This window comes from Dyadobacter sp. CY347 (assembly GCF_021502655.1).
GTDB lineage: Bacteria > Bacteroidota > Bacteroidia > Cytophagales > Spirosomataceae > Dyadobacter.
Genome location: NZ_JAKFFT010000010.1, coordinates 83,308 through 99,857 on the forward strand (window position 1 = coordinate 83,308; position 16,550 = coordinate 99,857).

Genomic DNA, 16,550 nt, shown 5'->3' on the forward strand with positions numbered 1-16,550 from the left:
ATTATTGCATGCCGGGAGTTGCCACTTGACTTATCTGGGATACTTTTACGCCAAGCCTGCCTTCACCTACTATAATGTCCTCTGTTGACTGGCTGTGTTTGGTTCAGTTGGTGGCTGAAACCGTCATGTGCGAATTTAAGTACGATGGACATATATGCGACATAGACGGGTGCGCACAAACGGAGAAAATTACGTTGCCGGGAATTTTACTTTACGTTCGAATGCATGACCTTCGCCGCACATTTGAAAGTTATTAAGCGATAATTGGTGCTATCTTTCAAATAATTGTTAAAAGCCTGAAGCATAAGCCAATTCATGCGATTCAGATGTATACCAGATCAGATTTGGATGCTGTAAGAGATTCCGTAAAAAAGCAACTGACGCCATGTTCCTGGTTTGATCAGCTTTTCTTGCAACTTTCAGATAATTGAATAGCTTTATGAATTTATATGTGAAGTCATCCCATGACTAATTGCAACTAATGTATTTAAGGAGCATCTTCATTTATGTTGTTAGGAACTACAGTGACATAGATCGATTTTGAGAGTCTAGCGTTGTAAAGTTTTAATTTTGTAAAGGTATTGATTATGCGTTTTCGAGTTATTGCACCCAGAGTACCTATTCCTACAATTCCACAGTTTTCCTTTGTGCTTCATCAAGATGAATGGAACGATTTTTCTTTTCAAACCCAATACCATTTATATTTTAAAGGCTCAGATGACGAAGTAGTGCTGATAGGTGCTGTTAAGATATTGCGAAAGGGTCAAACTAAGGTGGACGGTTTACAAATTCAAAATGACTTTGATGCACTTCCTGCAGAATACTGCTCACTCGGGCAGACTTTAGATTACTATGAACGTCTTTCTGCGATAGATGATCGATATAAAGAGGAGGTTCTGACAGCGCTTAGAGATGTGATATATGAGCCTAAGTACATATTTGATTTCAAGGACGAGGATGGATGGAACACATCCCTGCTTCGTGAATTTAAGGAGAACGACGAATTTTTTACACTAGCTGGTTCATTGCTCGAGCGTGATTACACTAAGATTCCCGATGAAAATTTGTCGTTTGCCTTTAAAATGCCCAGGTGGAAACATTCTTTGGACTTTGACTTTACTGCACCAGAAGTTGGAAGATCATATTTCTCTCAGAATCGTAATCTACTGCCAAGCCGTATAATAGCTATAATAGGCCGAAATGGTTCAGGAAAAAGTACGTTACTTGCTCGCCTCGCAAGAGTTGCTCATGGTTCGAGAAAAGATAGAAATGGTGAGTTTTTGAGTTCACTCGGATCTATTGTTCCTGACGGCATAGGTTTTCCAAGGATTCTAACCTTTTCATACAGTGCATTTGATAGTTTTCAACTTCCAGGTATAGACATCATAGAAAAAGAACAAATAGTTAGAGATGTCTTAAAAGGTGAAGGTAGATTTGTGTTTTGTGGCTTACGAGATATCGCGCGTGAGCTGCAAGAAGAAGTTAAGAATAAGGAATCGAACATTAATGCCCATTTGCAAGATGACAGGTTAAAAAAGACATATTTGAAATCTATTGATACCCTGGCAGATGAATTTGAACGTACATTGAACTTGGTCAGAAATGGATCAAACAGTGAATTATTTGACTATGCGCTTCAAATTTTGCTGGACGACCCGTCTTTTAACGAGTTTAGAGAAACCGAATTCACTGAATTATTTGCGAATCCAAGAGAGATATTTTTGTCTCTCAGTACGGGCCATAAAATCGTCTTACAAATTATCACAAGCCTGACCACATATATTACTCCAAGGTCTTTGGTACTCATCGATGAACCAGAAACGCATTTACATCCTCCTCTCCTAGCAGCATTGATGCATGCCGTTAGACACGTACTTGATACAAAGAAGGCATTTGCAGTAATTGCTACGCACTCACCGGTTGTAATTCAAGAAACCATGGCCAAACACGTGTATATTGTTAAACGTGAAGGGCAAGTTATAGATGTTAAGCGCACAAAAATCGAGACTTTTGGTGAAAATATCGGCGCTATAACGTCAGAAGTATTCGGTCTCAATAGCGAAGTGACTGATTATCACAAAATTCTAAGAAAAATAGCGCGCCTTGACCTTTCTATCACTGAAATAGAAAATCTTTTTGGTGAACATGGATTAAGTATTCAGGCAAGGGCCTACATCATGAGTCTTTTAGCTGATAAAGAAAGTAAGTAATAATGTGGAACTTAGATTGTCTTACTAAGACTAATGAGGAGCTGAAGAACCATTTAAAAGTAGCTCTAACACATGTAGATGGAACTGTCGTCTACCCGATAACTGAACCACAACAAGAGTCTGTTCTAGAACTGTACAGGCGCTATGATGCTAACGGTGGCCTTCCCCTTGCAGCTCTAAGAAATCCTGCCCTAGCCGAGCCGTTTCTTACAGCCTTGCACAATGCGTATGGCCAAATACAAATTGGAGGGCGTCTGAAAGGTCTTCGGGATGAATTGATCATGCTTACATCCTTATGCCCTTATTGTGGCTTTGGAGAGATCACTAATCTTGATCATCACTTACCACGAAGCTTGTACAATGGGTTAGCCATTTACCACAAAAATCTCGTCCCCTGCTGTGGAACGTGTAATAACAAAAAAAGAACAGTTGATGGAGCTCAGGCTGATCAGCAGTTTCATCATATCTTTTTTAATACTATTCCAAACGATCTAATTTTTTTCAAAGCGACTGCTGAATTGGATGCTGGAAGTCTTAGTGTAATCTTTGAAATTCAAGATATAGATGGAATGCCACCAGAAACATTGGATAGGTTACGCTTTCAAGTCGAACGACTAAACTTGAAAGAGCGCTATATATCGACAATCAATGATTTTATTATTTCTCACAAATCTAGTTTCGAAATAATGTTTGAGGTCAGAAACAGCGGAGCCGACGTCAAAGGTTTTATTGATCGCTCGGCCATTAGTCTTGGGAAGGAATATGGGTTAAACGACTGGAGACCAGTTTTATTCAGGGCTTTAGCTGAATGTAACGATTTTTGTAATGGCGGTTTTGCCTCTATTGGTAGAAAAAATATTGGGTTGTAGAGCGATAATAGAATGGAAACATCGTCATCACCTAATTGGACATTTGAAGAGCTCGAGTCTGCCGTTGACGCATATTTGCAAATGATGACATTTGAAAAGAAAAGACAGCTCTAACCGAACAGTGACGTAACACAAGATTAAACTCAGACGTAACAACGGCTAGTTTACGACGAAAAAAGGTAAAATAATGATACTCCAACGAAAAACATTAGAAAAATTGCGAAGCATTATTAATGAGGAATCTGAGTATCGATCAGGCCCTCAACTAGTATCATTCTTTAATCAATTAGGGTTTAAAGATGCATACGGACAGGGCTTCCCCTCAAGGTGGAAGTATACTGATGAAAGATTGAATCTAATTAATGGTCGTCCCGAACTAGACCAATGTATAAAAATGCTTTTCGCAGTTGTTAATTATGTAGGGAACGTCTCACGTTTGGATCAACTGATTAAAGAGTTCAACAACTATTTAGCGTTCGATAAGTGGAAGATTAAAAGAGTAAATGCTGAAATACACTTTGAAAAATTGGACAAAGTGATAGTTCAAGATGAAATTGTATCAGAAAAATCTGACCTGAAGGAGGAGGATTTTCTCCATCAAGAATTTAAGAATTTAAGTCTCGACGCGTTAATGCTGGATGGATCCATAACAGCGGTATTGAAGTTAAGGTTTGAAGAAATAAAAACTTGCCTTAAGAATGAGGCACCGCTCGCAACAATATTCCTGATCGGCAGCACATTAGAAGGTATTTTGCTAGGAATTGCTTTGGCAAATCCGCAAAAATATAATCAATGCACAAGTACACCCAAAGATAAAAACGGCACAGTAAAACCTTTTCATATGTGGACTCTTAGCAATTTTATTGACGTCTCATATGAGGTAGGATTCTTAAAGCAGGACGTTAAGAAATTTAGCCATGCGCTTAGGGATTTTCGGAATTATATCCACCCTTACGAGCAAATGAGTTCAAGGTTTAATCCAGATAAACACACCGCTTCAATCTGTTGGCAAGTACTGAAAGCAGTAGTATTCCAACTATCGAGCAGGAAGAAATGAGTTCTTTGTTGATTCACTGAGCGTTCCAAAATTTGTTAACAGCGCTCAAATATTTATCGAATGACTCGGCTCTCCAAGTTACTGGAGAAGTTGGATGCAAGAGGCGATATAACTCATTTGCGCACAATAAGCTATTTTTGTCAGAATTGTTTAGCCAATTGATCGAATTAACTACTGTGTCTTGAAAGGTTGATCCAAATTTTGAATTAGGAACGTTATAGAGCATGCCTTCCAGAAAATACGATGGCGCAATCCCTTCTTGTAGATATCCCTTCGTAATCATACTATTACGCATATTCTTTAAAATCCTAACACTTGGCTTAAACCAGCCATTGGTTGCCTTGTTTTTTGTAGTACAGTTTGCCGAATGTTGTTTTGGAAAGTTAATAATCTCAGTTCCGCTACTTGATAGAAATCTGATACCTTCATGATAACTTTGGTCTGAATAACTTTTGAACCTCGTATATCTGCGGTGCAACGTAGCAGCCAACACATCAGAATCACGGCGCGTTCCATTGCCTTCAACTAATATGGCCTTATTTCCCGGTTTTACCAAACTACCAAATTCAAGTCTGAGTTGACCTATGACATCGGTCTTGAAGTCGCCATAGCTGTAGCTGGCAGTACTGCGTGATGCGTTATACAAGTTGAGATCGTCTTGACTCAGTCCTTCCAAATCAGAGTAATAAACTGAATCAAGCTGTATAACTACATCAACATCACTATCTGCATAGATATTGGTATCGTTTCCATAAGATCCTTGAAGATAGATTGAATACTCCCTACCGTCATAGGGCGCACTTCTATCCTCCAAAGCCGACCGAATGGTTCTGTATGTACTTGCAGACTGCGTTATAGAGCCTTGTTTACTCCACGTGTCTAACTGATTTTCGCTAATTGCCATATCCTATCAACCTAAAAGTATCTGTTGGATTTCATTTTCTCGCTTAGCAAAAGACTCCGACCCACGTTGACGAAGCAAATTTAATTTATCCATGTTATACTCGAATAAATCGGTAGCCATTTCCGGTTTCTCAAAAGTATCGCTAATCCTTATTGTTTTAATTCCACCATATATAATCTTCCGCAGCTGATCCATGGATTGGGTATTGATTTCAAGCGTCTTTTGAAGTAGTTGAACACTTAATAGATAATTGACCCATCGAGTTCTACTAAACAGTGATGATTTTGGCTCTGGATATACACCAACACCGACACTTACAACGCGAAGATCTTCAATATTTTTGTGTAAACCATTCACAGCATCAGCAATTGCATACAACGTTGGGTTGTTTGCACAGTAGCCACCATCGACTAACATGATATCGTCTCCCGCACTCGTTGTTACCCGCTTTTTTTCAAAAAATGGATATGCTGAGCAAGACGCTTGCACCGCTTCGGAAACAGATACACCAAATCCGGGAACAAAAGTAGCCGTACGACCGTGTGCCTGTTGGATATTACCTTTAAATATCATTGGCGTTTCCAAATCCCATTTGGTAGCAACTACTCCAACGCCAGTTTTAAAATCCGAAAAAGTTGTATTCTCGAAAATTGCCGCTGCTGCGATTGAAAGTGCGTTTGATTTATCGGCAGCGCTCTTACACCTCATTATTGTTGGAACAAATTCTTTATAGGAGTCATGAATTTCATCGACGGTTTTTCCAGCAGCGAGAAGTGAGCCAATAATGGAACCTGTGCTTGTTCCATAAATAAGGTCGAAAACTTCGCACAGTCGACAATTAAACATAGCTTCTATTTCACGAAGCACGCCAAGTGAGTAAAAGCCTTTGGCCCCTCCACCGTCGAGACTAAGTATTCGAAAGTGCCTATTTCCTTCTGCTAATTCAACGCACATAATTCCTCAATGAATAGTCCCTAATATCGACAATTTATAACCAATTGCCAGTGTGAGTCTACTCTTTAAAATAACCTGTTTTGCTTCATAAATTAATCACCTCATCTAAGGCATCGTCCGTCGTCTTGTTAATAAAGTTACTTTGATAACCCATTGTGGTCTTAATGTCTGAATGCCGATAAAGACGCTGTAAGATATTAACAGGGATCTTATCGGATGAAATTTGAGCGAAGGTATGCCGAGCAATATGCATAGTTAACGGCTTTGACAAGCCAAGTGTTTTCCCAACATGCTTCAAATAGTCATTACAACTTTTCGTTCTGGTCTTGATATAACTCTGTACAACATACCCATCAGAGAGATCAACCATACGTGCTAGATCAGGAAAGACTAGATTATGTGCGCTTTCCTTACCATATTCTGCCAATATCTTTGAAGCTTTATCTGGAACCCTCAATGATCCCGCTTTCAGATTCTTGCCCATAGAGTAGTATAGCCGGTCATTTTGAAAATCCGACCATTTCATTCTAAGTACATCAGAAATCCTCATTCCGGCGAAGTAGAACGAGATAAGCCACAAATTTCGCGCATGGTGCTGACCATCTGTAAGCTCTGCTTCTTCTAATGATTTCACCTCGGCTGAAGTCAAACCAATTTTGGCGCTATCTGGAAATTTGATTGAAATCTTCCCCTTTCCGAACGGATAGTATTTTTGATCGACCAATCCTGCGGTGATTGCCTGGTTAAAAATAGTACGGATTACCACCAGGTGATTTACGACCGTCCGCTCAGTTACCTTGCGTTTACTGCGTAAGTAAGTTTGAAATTGTCGTAATAGCGCCGGATTTATATCCGTAAAGCTGATATCAACTCCCTTTAAAAATTCTTTGAAACGATTTACACGCGGAAGATCGGCTGACTTGCGATTGAACTTCCCGTTATTTTCCAGCTGATCACAATACAGGTTTGCCTGCGAGAAAAAACCTGCTCCTGCTACCTGCTTGATTGTTTTGCGGACAGCGGCCACAGAATTATCTTTTTTCTGACTGGCTAGTTGAAGCAGCTGGTCATTGATCTCTGCTTTTTTGGATAAAATGAGATTGTTCAGCCATACTGAGTTTGGGTGTGCTTTCTTGACTTTCTGGCCTATGGCGTCCCATTCGCTCTCTTTCACATTCTGTTTAAGATACACGTAGGTTGAGCTACGGTTATTTGTCACACGCAATGCAATGGGAAAAGTGCCGTCTTGATTAGGCTTTTTACGCAAGATAACTTTAATTGTAGACGGCATATCATTCAGGATGAGACTGTTTCAGATATGCAAATATAAGAGTTTCGAAATCATTGGTACAACATAGGTACAACAAATGACAGTTTACTATGAATTTAACTAAATCAATATTATCTTATATTGTTGATATACAGGTACTATTGATACACATGAAACCACATGGAACCAAAATTCGCAGGACTTAAAATCCTGTGAGCCGAAACGCTCGTACGGGTTCGATTCCCGTCCCCGGTACAAAGCCTCTGGATCTTCACCAGAGGCTTTTTTCTTTCCCGGAATGCTTGATTTAGGCAATACTTTTCTACATTTATCTTCCTGACGATTTTTCAATATCTGCCTGCATGAAGCTTTTGCTTATCGAAGACGAACCCAGTGTGATCTCCCTCATTCAAAGAAGTCTATCCGCTTCCGGACATGAAATAACGGTGGCTATGGATGGGAAATCGGGGTTAGAAATGGCTACGCACCATACATTCGATATGATCATTCTGGACTTGATGCTCCCAGTCATTAATGGCATGGAAGTGTGCCGGAAGATCCGCAGCGAAGGCCATGCAACGCCTATTCTCATGCTGACAGCGCTTGGGACAACGGAAAACATTGTATCCGGATTGGATGCCGGCGCGGACGATTATATGACCAAGCCGTTCAAACTGGCCGAACTTGAAGCCCGCATCCGTACGCTTACCCGGAGAGGCAAGGAAGTTGAAAAGGAGAAGAACGGGACGAAACTTGAAATCGCAGATCTGGTGCTCAACACCGAAACCAAGATCGTGCAAAGAAACGGCCATACAATCGAGCTTACGGCCACGGAATTTCGCCTGCTGGAATTTCTGATCCACAACCGGAATAAAGTGCTCAACAGAATGGAAATCCTGGAAAATGTATGGGACATTAATTTCAACCTGGGCACCAATGTTGTGGACGTTTACATTAATTATCTCCGCAAAAAAGTGGATAAAAACCAAAAGAATAAGCTGATACACACTGTTTTCGGCATGGGATATGTGATGCGACAGTCTTATGAAGATACAAACTAAAATTGCGCTCATTTTCACGATCCTCACGTCCGGCATCATTGTGGCGCTGAGCGTGTTCATTTATACCTTCGGGTCAGAGAGCGTTTCCAACAGCTTTTACCACCGCCTCGAAGTCCGGGCCGACATCATTGGCCATGCGGCGTTACAGAAAAGTAAATCCACCACCTCCATATATTACGACATTAAGGAAAGGCACCTGGGTGATCTGCCTTTTGAACAACACCATATTATCAAAAACGGAGAGATTGAAAAGGCAAAGCAACTGAAAGAACGGTTGCCGATGCCTCCTGCATTTTACGACAACATTGTCAGAAAGGAACCTGCGCGTTTCTTCAAAAATGACACTTCTTACGTTGGATTAAACATTAACCAGGCAGGCAAAACGATCATTGTATTGTCATCCGCAGTGGATCTTTACGGCCTGGAAGAAATTGAAAACCTGAAAAAGCTGCTCATAGTTGGTTTTTTCATTTCCATGATATTTGTTTTTACGTTTGGGAAACTCTTTTCTACCCAAGTTTTCAATCCCATCAGACGCATTATACGTAATGTGAAAGGAATCAGCGCGCACAATCTGCATCAGCGTTTGGATGTGGCCGGAAGTAATGATGAGATCGATGACCTTACGCATACATTCAATGATATGCTCAACCGACTGGAAATCACATTTGAAATACAAAATAACTTTGTCAGCAACGCTTCACACGAATTTAGGACGCCGCTTACCGTGATCAGTGGCGAAGCGCAACTGGGTCTTTCCGTGGAAGGAATGCCAGCCGCTGCGAAATCTTCATTTGAGGTCATTTATAAAGAAGCAGGAAAGCTGGAACATTTGGCCAACAGCATGTTAAAGTTGGCGCAGACCGGTTTCGACGGCACAAAAGAACAATGGTCGCCTATCCGGGTCGATGAATTGGTTCTGTCGGTCAAAGAAGCTGTGGACAAGATCATTCCGGATAATCGCGTTGAGATTGATTTTAATCACTTGCCTGAGGACGAAGCCAAACTCACGATTAACGGAAATCAGACTCTTCTTACCGCCGCATTGTCAAACATTGTTCTGAACAGCTGTAAGTATTCTGATAATAAGCCCGTTAACATTATCATTTCTTCTGATGAAACGCATTCTATTGTTGAAATTGAAGACTTTGGGATAGGCATTCCCGATCGGGAGATTGCCCAGATCTATGTCCCGTTCTTCCGGGCATCTAATACGGAGCGCTATAAGGGCTTTGGTATCGGACTTCCTTTGGCTAATAACATTGTAAAAAAGCACAACGGGACCATCGCCGTTGATAGTCAGGTCGGTGCGGGAACGAGCTTTAAAATATTCCTGCCACACTCGAAAGCCGCTTTCTAATCCCGTTTTAATACTCTAATCCCGTTCTAATAAGTCTCTCATTGTATTATAACACCACTTTTAACTGGTGCTAACAACCTCGCTGTAACATTGCATTATCAAATTTATCAATGCATCAATCAACAAAACAAGCGAGAAAATATGAAGACTGTAATTATCCCGGCCGGCTTTACTGCTGACAGCCTGCAAGTTGCACACATCCTTGCCAGAAACGCACAACAGAAGTTCTCGATCGTCTTTACACACCTTTTCCACGTTGCCGACGACATTCAGGACCTTCTTTTCTCAACTTACAGAAAGAAAGAATACGACTTTGTTTCAGAGGATTTCTGGAAGGAATGTCATGTCATCAAAGATTTATACGGCAACAAAGTTCATAGCATTAAGGTTGAATTTTTCTACGGTAACAAGCTTGCCGCATTTAAAAACTTCCTTGAAGCGAACAACGCCGACTTCATCGCATACTCTGAAAGCAATGGCATCCCAAAATTGTCGAAAAGCAGCCTGGAAGCATTGCCCGTAATTAAAAAAGCAGGTGTGGAATTGATTAATGTAGACAAGATTGAGGAACCAGCTAATACACAGGAAATATGCTTCTGAAAAAAAATATCCCGATCAAATACATTTTTGGCAAAATCAAATACGAGATTTTATTTGTAGCCATTTATGGATTTGCGATTGAGATCATCTATAAAAATTTCAACATTACAGAGATCTCCATTCCGATGACAGTCCCCACAGTGCTGGGAACGATCATTTCACTCCTGCTCGCATTCAGGTCCAACCAGGCATATGACCGCTGGTGGGAAGCCCGTCAGATCTGGGGCGCTGTTGTTAATGATTCCAGGACGCTGGCCCGTCAGGTAATGTTCCTGATCGATGATCCTTATAATCCGGATCAGATTGATGGTTTCAAAAACCGCATTATCAAACGGCAAATTGCATGGTGCTATGCATTAGCGCACGGTCTGAGAAAAGAAGATCCAATGCCTGCCATTGAGAAATATGTATCGGCAGAAGAATGTGATTCGTTGCAAGATTATGATAACAAGCATGTTGGATTGATCCAATTGCATGCGCGCGATTATAATAACGCATTAAAGCAAGGCTGGGTAAACCCATATCAACAAATCGAGATGGACGCAACGCTGACGCGTCTGGTAGACTCAATGGGGAAATGCGAACGGATCAAGAACACCGTTTTCCCTTCGACTTACAGCCTGTACATTCATCTGGCATTGCACTTTTTCATTTTACTGCTCCCGTTTGGACTGGTGGAACTATTTGGTTTCCTGATGGTCCCGGTGCTGATCGTCATCACAGGATGTTTTTTCCTGATCGAAAAAATGGCCATCCATTTGCAGGATCCGTTCGAAAACAAGCCAACGGATACGCCAATGCTGACCATTTCCAGGAACATTGAACGCGATTTGAAACAAATGATGCGCGATAAGCAAATGCCGGTGGCAGTTCCTCAGGCCCAGCATTTCTATGTTCTTTAAGCTTTGCAAAAGCCTTTTTTATTGCTTGAATTTATTGGATAACTAACTAGGAATTTGTTCTATGATTTTAAAAAAGACTTCCGCCTGGAAGTCTTTTTTATTGGTTGGTTTTCACCTATATTTGAAGTTTTCCAAATTGTAAAGAGCCTCTTTATTTGAAAAAGCAGCGCTTCACAAGCACTTCACGCCTAGCCCAACACTAACAGAATGAAAGTTTCTCCCACCGAGCCGTTTAAAATTGTTTATTCCATTCTCAACCATGAATTTTTGGGATACATTTTTGAATCCTTTGTGGTCCAGCTCAACAATCAGGGCGATTTTTCATTTCAGATTCAAAATATTTCATCCAAGAACATTAAAGAATTCCGCACCGGTATTGACGAGCGTGATGTGGAATTGGTGGGGCTCATCGACGACATTCAGCAGGATGTTATTCTCCGAAAATTTAATCCAAAAAAATTAAATGCCGTTGACTTTTTCCTGAAAGTGTATGACGCCCAAAAAGGCGATAAGGCTGTCCAGGAAACCATTGCAGCTTATCTTGAAAACTGTAAAGCGAAAATCCTGGAAAGGCTTAGCGACAAGGAAATATTTATCATGGGAAGTGATGGAAACCCACTTTGGAAACCCGTATTCTGGGAGCCGGAAAAAGCGACGATCCGCTTCCACTTTATCAGGAATGAAGATAACACACATTATTTCCCAACAATCCGTCACAAATATCAGAAGGTTGATTTTCAGTATAAAAATGCGTTTTTGATTTGTGAGGAGCCTGCCTGGCTCGTTGTGGACGGACATTTGCTGCATTTTGAAGGACATGTGGACGGCAAAAAGATCAAACCGTTCCTGGCCAAAAAATTTATAGCCATTCCAGGCCAGGTTGAAGAACAATATTACGGCAGGTTTGTGGCCCCGCTTATTGCTTCCTATGATGTCGTGGCCAGAGGTTTTGAGATCAGAAATGTTTCGTCAACGCCCAAAACCGTCCTGACAATCTCTGAATATAGCTCAAACAAGAAAGCACCGGTGATTTTCCAGGATTCCGATGTGGAGGTAATGGAAGAGGATGAGGACAATGATGTGGCTTTCGATCTGTCGTTTCAATATGCCAATTTTTCCTTCCATTACGACAGTTTCGCGCATGCGTCGAGCGTGCATATGGAGAAGAAGGACAATGATTATGTATTCAATAAGGTTAAGCGCAGCATTGAAACGGAAAGCCACCATGTAGCGCTGCTGAAAGACTGGGGACTTAACATTCGGAACGGCAACATTCAAATGCCTAAATCCCAGGCATTTGGCTGGTTACAAAGCAATGCAAATACCTTGGCTGAAAACGGCATCGTGGTCCGACAAAACACCAGCGATGCGAAGCGCTATTTTCTAGGTTACTCTTCCATCGACATTTCCATTCAGGAGGGCCGGGATTGGTTCGATATCAATGCGAAGGTCAAATTCGGTGAGTTTGAGATCCCATTCATTCAGTTAAGAAGCTATATATTAAGCCGTAAGAAGGAATTTTTACTTCCTAATGGTGAAATCGCGGTGATCCCGGAATGGTGGTTTACCAAATATTCGGAATTCTTTTCTTTCACGGAGCATGAGGGCGACGATGATCCATTGCGGTTGCGCATGCACCATTTGGCATTGGTACAGGAGTTAAAAGAAGAGAATCTCGCCACTGCCACGATCAGCAGAAAACTGGAAAACCTGCGTGATTTCAACCATATCGAGGCTGTCGAGCCGCCGTTACATTTCGAAGGGACATTGCGTCCTTATCAAAAAACAGGTTATGACTGGCTGCGGTTTTTGAAACAATATCGCTTCGGAGGATGCCTTGCGGATGATATGGGTTTGGGGAAAACAGTGCAAACGCTGGCGCTTCTGCAAGCCGAAAGAGAAAGTGGTGTAAAAGAGCCGTCCATGCTCATTATGCCCACTTCGCTGCTCTATAACTGGCAGTTAGAGGCAAAACGCTTTACGCCAGACATGAAAGTGCTGCTCTACACCGGCACAAACCGTGAAAAAGACACCGCCCAGTTCGATCATTACGACCTGATTCTGACATCCTACGGAATTGTCCGGCTGGACATTGACTTTATTCAGTCTTACCGTTTCAATTACGTGATCCTGGACGAATCTCAGGCGATCAAAAACCCGGCTTCTATCATTACTAAGGCGGTCAGAAAGCTCAATTCAGCCAACAGGCTCGTATTAACGGGTACGCCAATTGAAAATAACACATTGGATCTCTGGTCTCAAATGTCCTTCGTTAATCCGGGACTTCTGGGCAGCCAATCGTTTTTCAGAGATGAATTTCAAATCCCGATTGAAAAACGCGGGGATGAAGACAAGACAAAAAGACTCTATAATCTCATCAAACCATTCATTTTAAGGAGATTAAAATCGCAGGTCGCAACCGACTTACCGGAAAAAGTCGAAAGCATTCAATATTGCGATATGTCCGAAGAGCAGGAAAAAGCCTATGAAGAAGCCAAGGCATATTACCGCAATCTGATCCTGCAAAGCATTGATAATGATGGCATTTCCAAATCACAGTTAGTTGTTTTGCAAGGCCTTACTAAACTGCGGCAACTGGCAAATCACCCATCCATGGTGGATCCGGAATACACGCATGGTTCAGGGAAGTTCGAAGATGTGCTTTACAAAATGCAAACGGCCATCAGCGAAAATCATAAAATACTGATTTTCAGCCAGTACATCAAACACCTCGATCTGTTCAGGCAATTTTTGAATGAGAAGGAAATCACATATGCTTATCTGGATGGTTCAACCAAAAATCGCCAGGAGCAAGTGGAGTTATTCCAGAACAACAACGACATTAAAATCTTCCTCATATCATTGAAAGCAGGCGGACTAGGCCTAAACCTCACCGCCGCAGATTACGTCTTCATCCTCGACCCCTGGTGGAACCCTGCCATAGAAGCCCAAGCCGTAGACCGCGCCCACCGCATCGGCCAGGACCGCACGGTTTTCACTTATAAGTTTATCACAAAAAATTCCGTAGAGGAAAAGATCCTGGCCCTGCAAAGAACCAAGAAGCAGTTAGCAGATGATCTGATTTCAAATGAAGAAGGTTTTATTAAGTCGCTGAGTCGGGAGGATGTTTTGAATTTATTGGCTTAGTGATTGGTTAGCGCTAGTCGTAGAACCTGTCAGCACGGTGAGGTTAGCCCAGGCACAATGCCCTGTCAGCATGTGCCCCTAAAGCCCTGTCAGCGTGATCCCTAAAGCCCTGTCAGCATGGAGCCCTAAAGCCCTGCCAGCATGGGCCCCTAAAGCCCTGTCAGCCTGATCCCTAAAGCCCTGTCAGCCTGATCCCTAAAGCCCTGTCAGCCTGAGCGGAGTCGAAGGCGCGCTACTCCTGGGTAACGCGCCTTCGACTCCGCTCAGGCTGACAGAGGCCTTATTCCGGCTGACAGAGCCAATAACTCTCCTATTAAACCGACAGCGCCGAGGCCTCCCTACTAATCAAAGCCTCTCTATCAGGCCCGGTTGAGATAAACGTAATCGGCAGTTTCAATTCCTCTTCCAAAAACTTCACATATGCCAGCAACTCCTCAGGGATTGCGTCGAAATCGTGAATTCCATCCAGTGATTGTTGCCATCCTTTGAAATCTTTGTAAACCGGTTCAACCGTTTCGTCACACAAATCATATGGCAAGTGATCGGTTAACGTGCCGTCTGGCAGGCGGTAATTGGTGCAGACGCGAATGTTATCAAAAATTGTTAACACGTCCACCTTCATCATAATTAGCTGCGTAACGCCATTGATCATGATCGCGTATTTCAATGCAGGCAAGTCTAACCATCCGCAGCGGCGTGGGCGTCCGGTTGTGGCTCCAAACTCACGGCCTTCCTGGCGCATTTTTTCGCCTGTTTCTTCTAATAATTCAGTTGGGAATGGTCCGCTTCCTACGCGTGTGCAATAGGCTTTGAAAATCCCGAAAACCTCTCCGATCTGGCTTGGCGCAATGCCTAAACCTGTGCAAGCACCGGCCGTCATCGTTGTGGAGCTGGTTACGAATGGATAAGAACCGAAATCAATGTCCAGCAAAGATCCTTGCGCCCCTTCCGCCAAAACCGTTTTTGATGCTGCTAATGCTTCGTTTACAACATATTCACTGTCAACCAATGTGAATTGTTTCATGAATTCGATGGCGCCGAAGAAGTTTTCTTCCGATTTTGGAAGCACTTCTGAGTAATCAAATGCGTAGAAATCAAGGATTGTCTTGTGTGCGTCAACGAGCTTTTTATATTTCGCTGCAAAATTTGGAGAAAGAACATCTCCTACTCTCAGACCTAATCTTGCTACTTTATCCTGGTAAGCCGGGCCAATGCCTCTTAATGTTGAACCGATCTTGGAATCACCTTTCGAACGCTCATAAGCAGCATCCAGCAAAGAGTGGGTAGGAACAATAATCGATGCTTTTTTAGAAACGTACAGATTACTGAACAGGTCAAGGTTGTATTTGGCGAGATTTTCAATCTCTCTTTTGAAAACAATCGGGTCTAAAACGACTCCGTTTCCAATAATGTTCTGGATATCGCTGCGGAAGATCCCGGATGGGATTTGGTGCAAAACATGCTTGATTCCGTCAAATTCCAATGTGTGTCCCGCATTAGGCCCTCCCTGAAAGCGGGCTACAACCTGATAACGTGGTGCGAGAACGTCCACGATTTTACCTTTTCCCTCGTCTCCCCATTGAAGACCAAGTAATACGTCAACTTTCATTCAATTTATGATTACTGAAACTAATATGGTGTAAGGTTGGCCGGACCCGCGAATGCTGCCCGGCCCGATGTTTATTATCTGTCTTCGTAAACAGCAGAAGTTTCCCGAACCTCGTTGCGGTTCTGGCAGTTTTCTTTGGTGCAGTTGCCGTAAAAAATAAGCGAATGGTGCATCACGCTGAAATTCAGCATTTCACCCACCATGTTTTGGATAGACTGGATCCTTGGATCGCAAAATTCCATCACTTTATGGCAATCCGTGCAGATCAGGTGATCATGCTGCTTGTTACCATAGGATTTTTCAAACTGCGCCAGGTTTTTTCCAAACTGATGCTTCGTAACCAGGTCACAATCAACCAGAACGTCCAATGTATTATAAACAGTCGCGCGGCTCACCCGGTAACGCTTGTTTTTCATGCTGATGTAAAGTTCATCTACATCAAAGTGATCTTCCCTGGTGTAGATCTCTTCGAGGATCGCGAAACGCTCAGGCGTTTTGCGCAGTCCTTTATTTTCCAGGTAAGCCGTTAAGATTTTCTTTGCGGCTTCAAAATTCGGTTTGCTGGCTTGTGGCATATCTCTGATATTCTTGCGCGAAAATACGCTTT

13 protein-coding genes are annotated in these 16,550 nt (G+C 42.3%); 8 read left to right on the top strand and 5 right to left on the bottom strand.

Annotated features, from left to right (window positions below):
* Positions 1 to 587 precede the first annotated feature (587 nt).
* The 3 genes from L0659_RS23340 to L0659_RS23350 all read left to right on the top strand — a co-directional run bounded on the left by L0659_RS23340 (position 588) and on the right by L0659_RS23350 (position 4,136).
* Positions 588 to 2,210: an AAA family ATPase gene (locus L0659_RS23340; protein ID WP_235128991.1), complete on the top strand. Its 1,623-nt coding sequence runs from the start codon at positions 588 to 590 to the stop codon at positions 2,208 to 2,210.
* A gap of 2 nt (positions 2,211 to 2,212) precedes the next feature.
* Positions 2,213 to 3,079, top strand: coding sequence for an HNH endonuclease (locus L0659_RS23345; protein WP_235128992.1), 867 nt, complete (start codon positions 2,213 to 2,215; stop codon positions 3,077 to 3,079).
* Positions 3,080 to 3,266: 187 nt separating this feature from the next.
* Entirely contained in the window at positions 3,267 to 4,136 is an 870-nt protein-coding gene (locus tag L0659_RS23350) for a hypothetical protein (RefSeq protein ID WP_235128993.1), read from the top strand.
* Positions 4,137 to 4,149: 13 nt separating this feature from the next.
* On the opposite strand, the gene L0659_RS23355 is transcribed toward L0659_RS23350, so the two are convergent.
* The 3 genes from L0659_RS23355 to L0659_RS23365 all read right to left on the bottom strand — a co-directional run bounded on the left by L0659_RS23355 (position 4,150) and on the right by L0659_RS23365 (position 7,285).
* The gene (locus L0659_RS23355) at positions 4,150 to 4,950 is read right to left on the bottom strand and encodes a nucleotidyltransferase (RefSeq protein ID WP_235128994.1); all 801 of its coding nucleotides are present in this window, start codon (positions 4,948 to 4,950) and stop codon (positions 4,150 to 4,152) included.
* 96 nt (positions 4,951 to 5,046) lie between these two features.
* Positions 5,047 to 5,994, bottom strand: a complete 948-nt coding sequence (locus L0659_RS23360; protein ID WP_235128995.1) for a patatin-like phospholipase family protein — start codon at positions 5,992 to 5,994, stop codon at positions 5,047 to 5,049.
* Positions 5,995 to 6,079: 85 nt separating this feature from the next.
* Entirely contained in the window at positions 6,080 to 7,285 is a 1,206-nt protein-coding gene (locus L0659_RS23365) for a site-specific integrase (protein ID WP_235128996.1), read from the bottom strand.
* Positions 7,286 to 7,626: 341 nt separating this feature from the next.
* On the opposite strand from L0659_RS23365, the gene L0659_RS23370 reads away from it, so the two are divergent.
* The 5 genes from L0659_RS23370 (at position 7,627) to L0659_RS23390 (ending at position 14,334) form a co-directional block, all read left to right on the top strand.
* Positions 7,627 to 8,325, top strand: coding sequence for a response regulator transcription factor (locus L0659_RS23370; RefSeq protein ID WP_235128997.1), 699 nt, complete (start codon positions 7,627 to 7,629; stop codon positions 8,323 to 8,325).
* Positions 8,309 to 9,685 carry a cell wall metabolism sensor histidine kinase WalK gene (locus L0659_RS23375; protein WP_235128998.1) on the top strand — a complete coding sequence of 459 codons (1,377 nt, stop codon included), beginning with the start codon at positions 8,309 to 8,311 and terminating at the stop codon, positions 9,683 to 9,685. The genes L0659_RS23370 and L0659_RS23375 overlap by 17 nt, the downstream gene beginning before the upstream one ends.
* 141 nt (positions 9,686 to 9,826) lie before the next feature.
* Positions 9,827 to 10,285 carry a hypothetical protein gene (locus L0659_RS23380; RefSeq protein ID WP_235128999.1) on the top strand — a complete coding sequence of 153 codons (459 nt, stop codon included), beginning with the start codon at positions 9,827 to 9,829 and terminating at the stop codon, positions 10,283 to 10,285.
* The gene (locus tag L0659_RS23385) at positions 10,276 to 11,187 is read left to right on the top strand and encodes a bestrophin family protein (protein WP_235129000.1); all 912 of its coding nucleotides are present in this window, start codon (positions 10,276 to 10,278) and stop codon (positions 11,185 to 11,187) included. The genes L0659_RS23380 and L0659_RS23385 overlap by 10 nt, the downstream gene beginning before the upstream one ends.
* A gap of 207 nt (positions 11,188 to 11,394) precedes the next feature.
* The gene (locus L0659_RS23390; protein WP_235129001.1) at positions 11,395 to 14,334 is read left to right on the top strand and encodes a DEAD/DEAH box helicase; all 2,940 of its coding nucleotides are present in this window, start codon (positions 11,395 to 11,397) and stop codon (positions 14,332 to 14,334) included.
* A gap of 313 nt (positions 14,335 to 14,647) precedes the next feature.
* On the opposite strand, the gene L0659_RS23395 is transcribed toward L0659_RS23390, so the two are convergent.
* Positions 14,648 to 15,943, bottom strand: a complete 1,296-nt coding sequence (locus L0659_RS23395; protein WP_235129002.1) for an adenylosuccinate synthase — start codon at positions 15,941 to 15,943, stop codon at positions 14,648 to 14,650.
* A gap of 74 nt (positions 15,944 to 16,017) precedes the next feature.
* Positions 16,018 to 16,518: a Fur family transcriptional regulator gene (locus L0659_RS23400; RefSeq protein WP_026630576.1), complete on the bottom strand. Its 501-nt coding sequence runs from the start codon at positions 16,516 to 16,518 to the stop codon at positions 16,018 to 16,020.
* Between the last annotated feature and the right edge of the window lie 32 nt (positions 16,519 to 16,550).

Bases quoted from the DNA above. Each gene is read 5' to 3' on its own strand.
- L0659_RS23340 (WP_235128991.1), top strand. From the start codon at position 588: ATGCGTTTTCGAGTTATTGCACCCAGAGTACCTATTCCTACAATTCCA.
- L0659_RS23345 (WP_235128992.1), top strand. From the start codon at position 2,213: ATGTGGAACTTAGATTGTCTTACTAAGACTAATGAGGAGCTGAAGAAC.
- L0659_RS23350 (WP_235128993.1), top strand. From the start codon at position 3,267: ATGATACTCCAACGAAAAACATTAGAAAAATTGCGAAGCATTATTAAT.
- L0659_RS23360 (WP_235128995.1), bottom strand. From the start codon at position 5,994: ATGTGCGTTGAATTAGCAGAAGGAAATAGGCACTTTCGAATACTTAGT.
- L0659_RS23365 (WP_235128996.1), bottom strand. From the start codon at position 7,285: ATGCCGTCTACAATTAAAGTTATCTTGCGTAAAAAGCCTAATCAAGAC.
- L0659_RS23370 (WP_235128997.1), top strand. From the start codon at position 7,627: ATGAAGCTTTTGCTTATCGAAGACGAACCCAGTGTGATCTCCCTCATT.
- L0659_RS23375 (WP_235128998.1), top strand. From the start codon at position 8,309: ATGAAGATACAAACTAAAATTGCGCTCATTTTCACGATCCTCACGTCC.
- L0659_RS23380 (WP_235128999.1), top strand. From the start codon at position 9,827: ATGAAGACTGTAATTATCCCGGCCGGCTTTACTGCTGACAGCCTGCAA.
- L0659_RS23385 (WP_235129000.1), top strand. From the start codon at position 10,276: ATGCTTCTGAAAAAAAATATCCCGATCAAATACATTTTTGGCAAAATC.
- L0659_RS23390 (WP_235129001.1), top strand. From the start codon at position 11,395: ATGAAAGTTTCTCCCACCGAGCCGTTTAAAATTGTTTATTCCATTCTC.
- L0659_RS23395 (WP_235129002.1), bottom strand. From the start codon at position 15,943: ATGAAAGTTGACGTATTACTTGGTCTTCAATGGGGAGACGAGGGAAAA.
- L0659_RS23400 (WP_026630576.1), bottom strand. From the start codon at position 16,518: ATGCCACAAGCCAGCAAACCGAATTTTGAAGCCGCAAAGAAAATCTTA.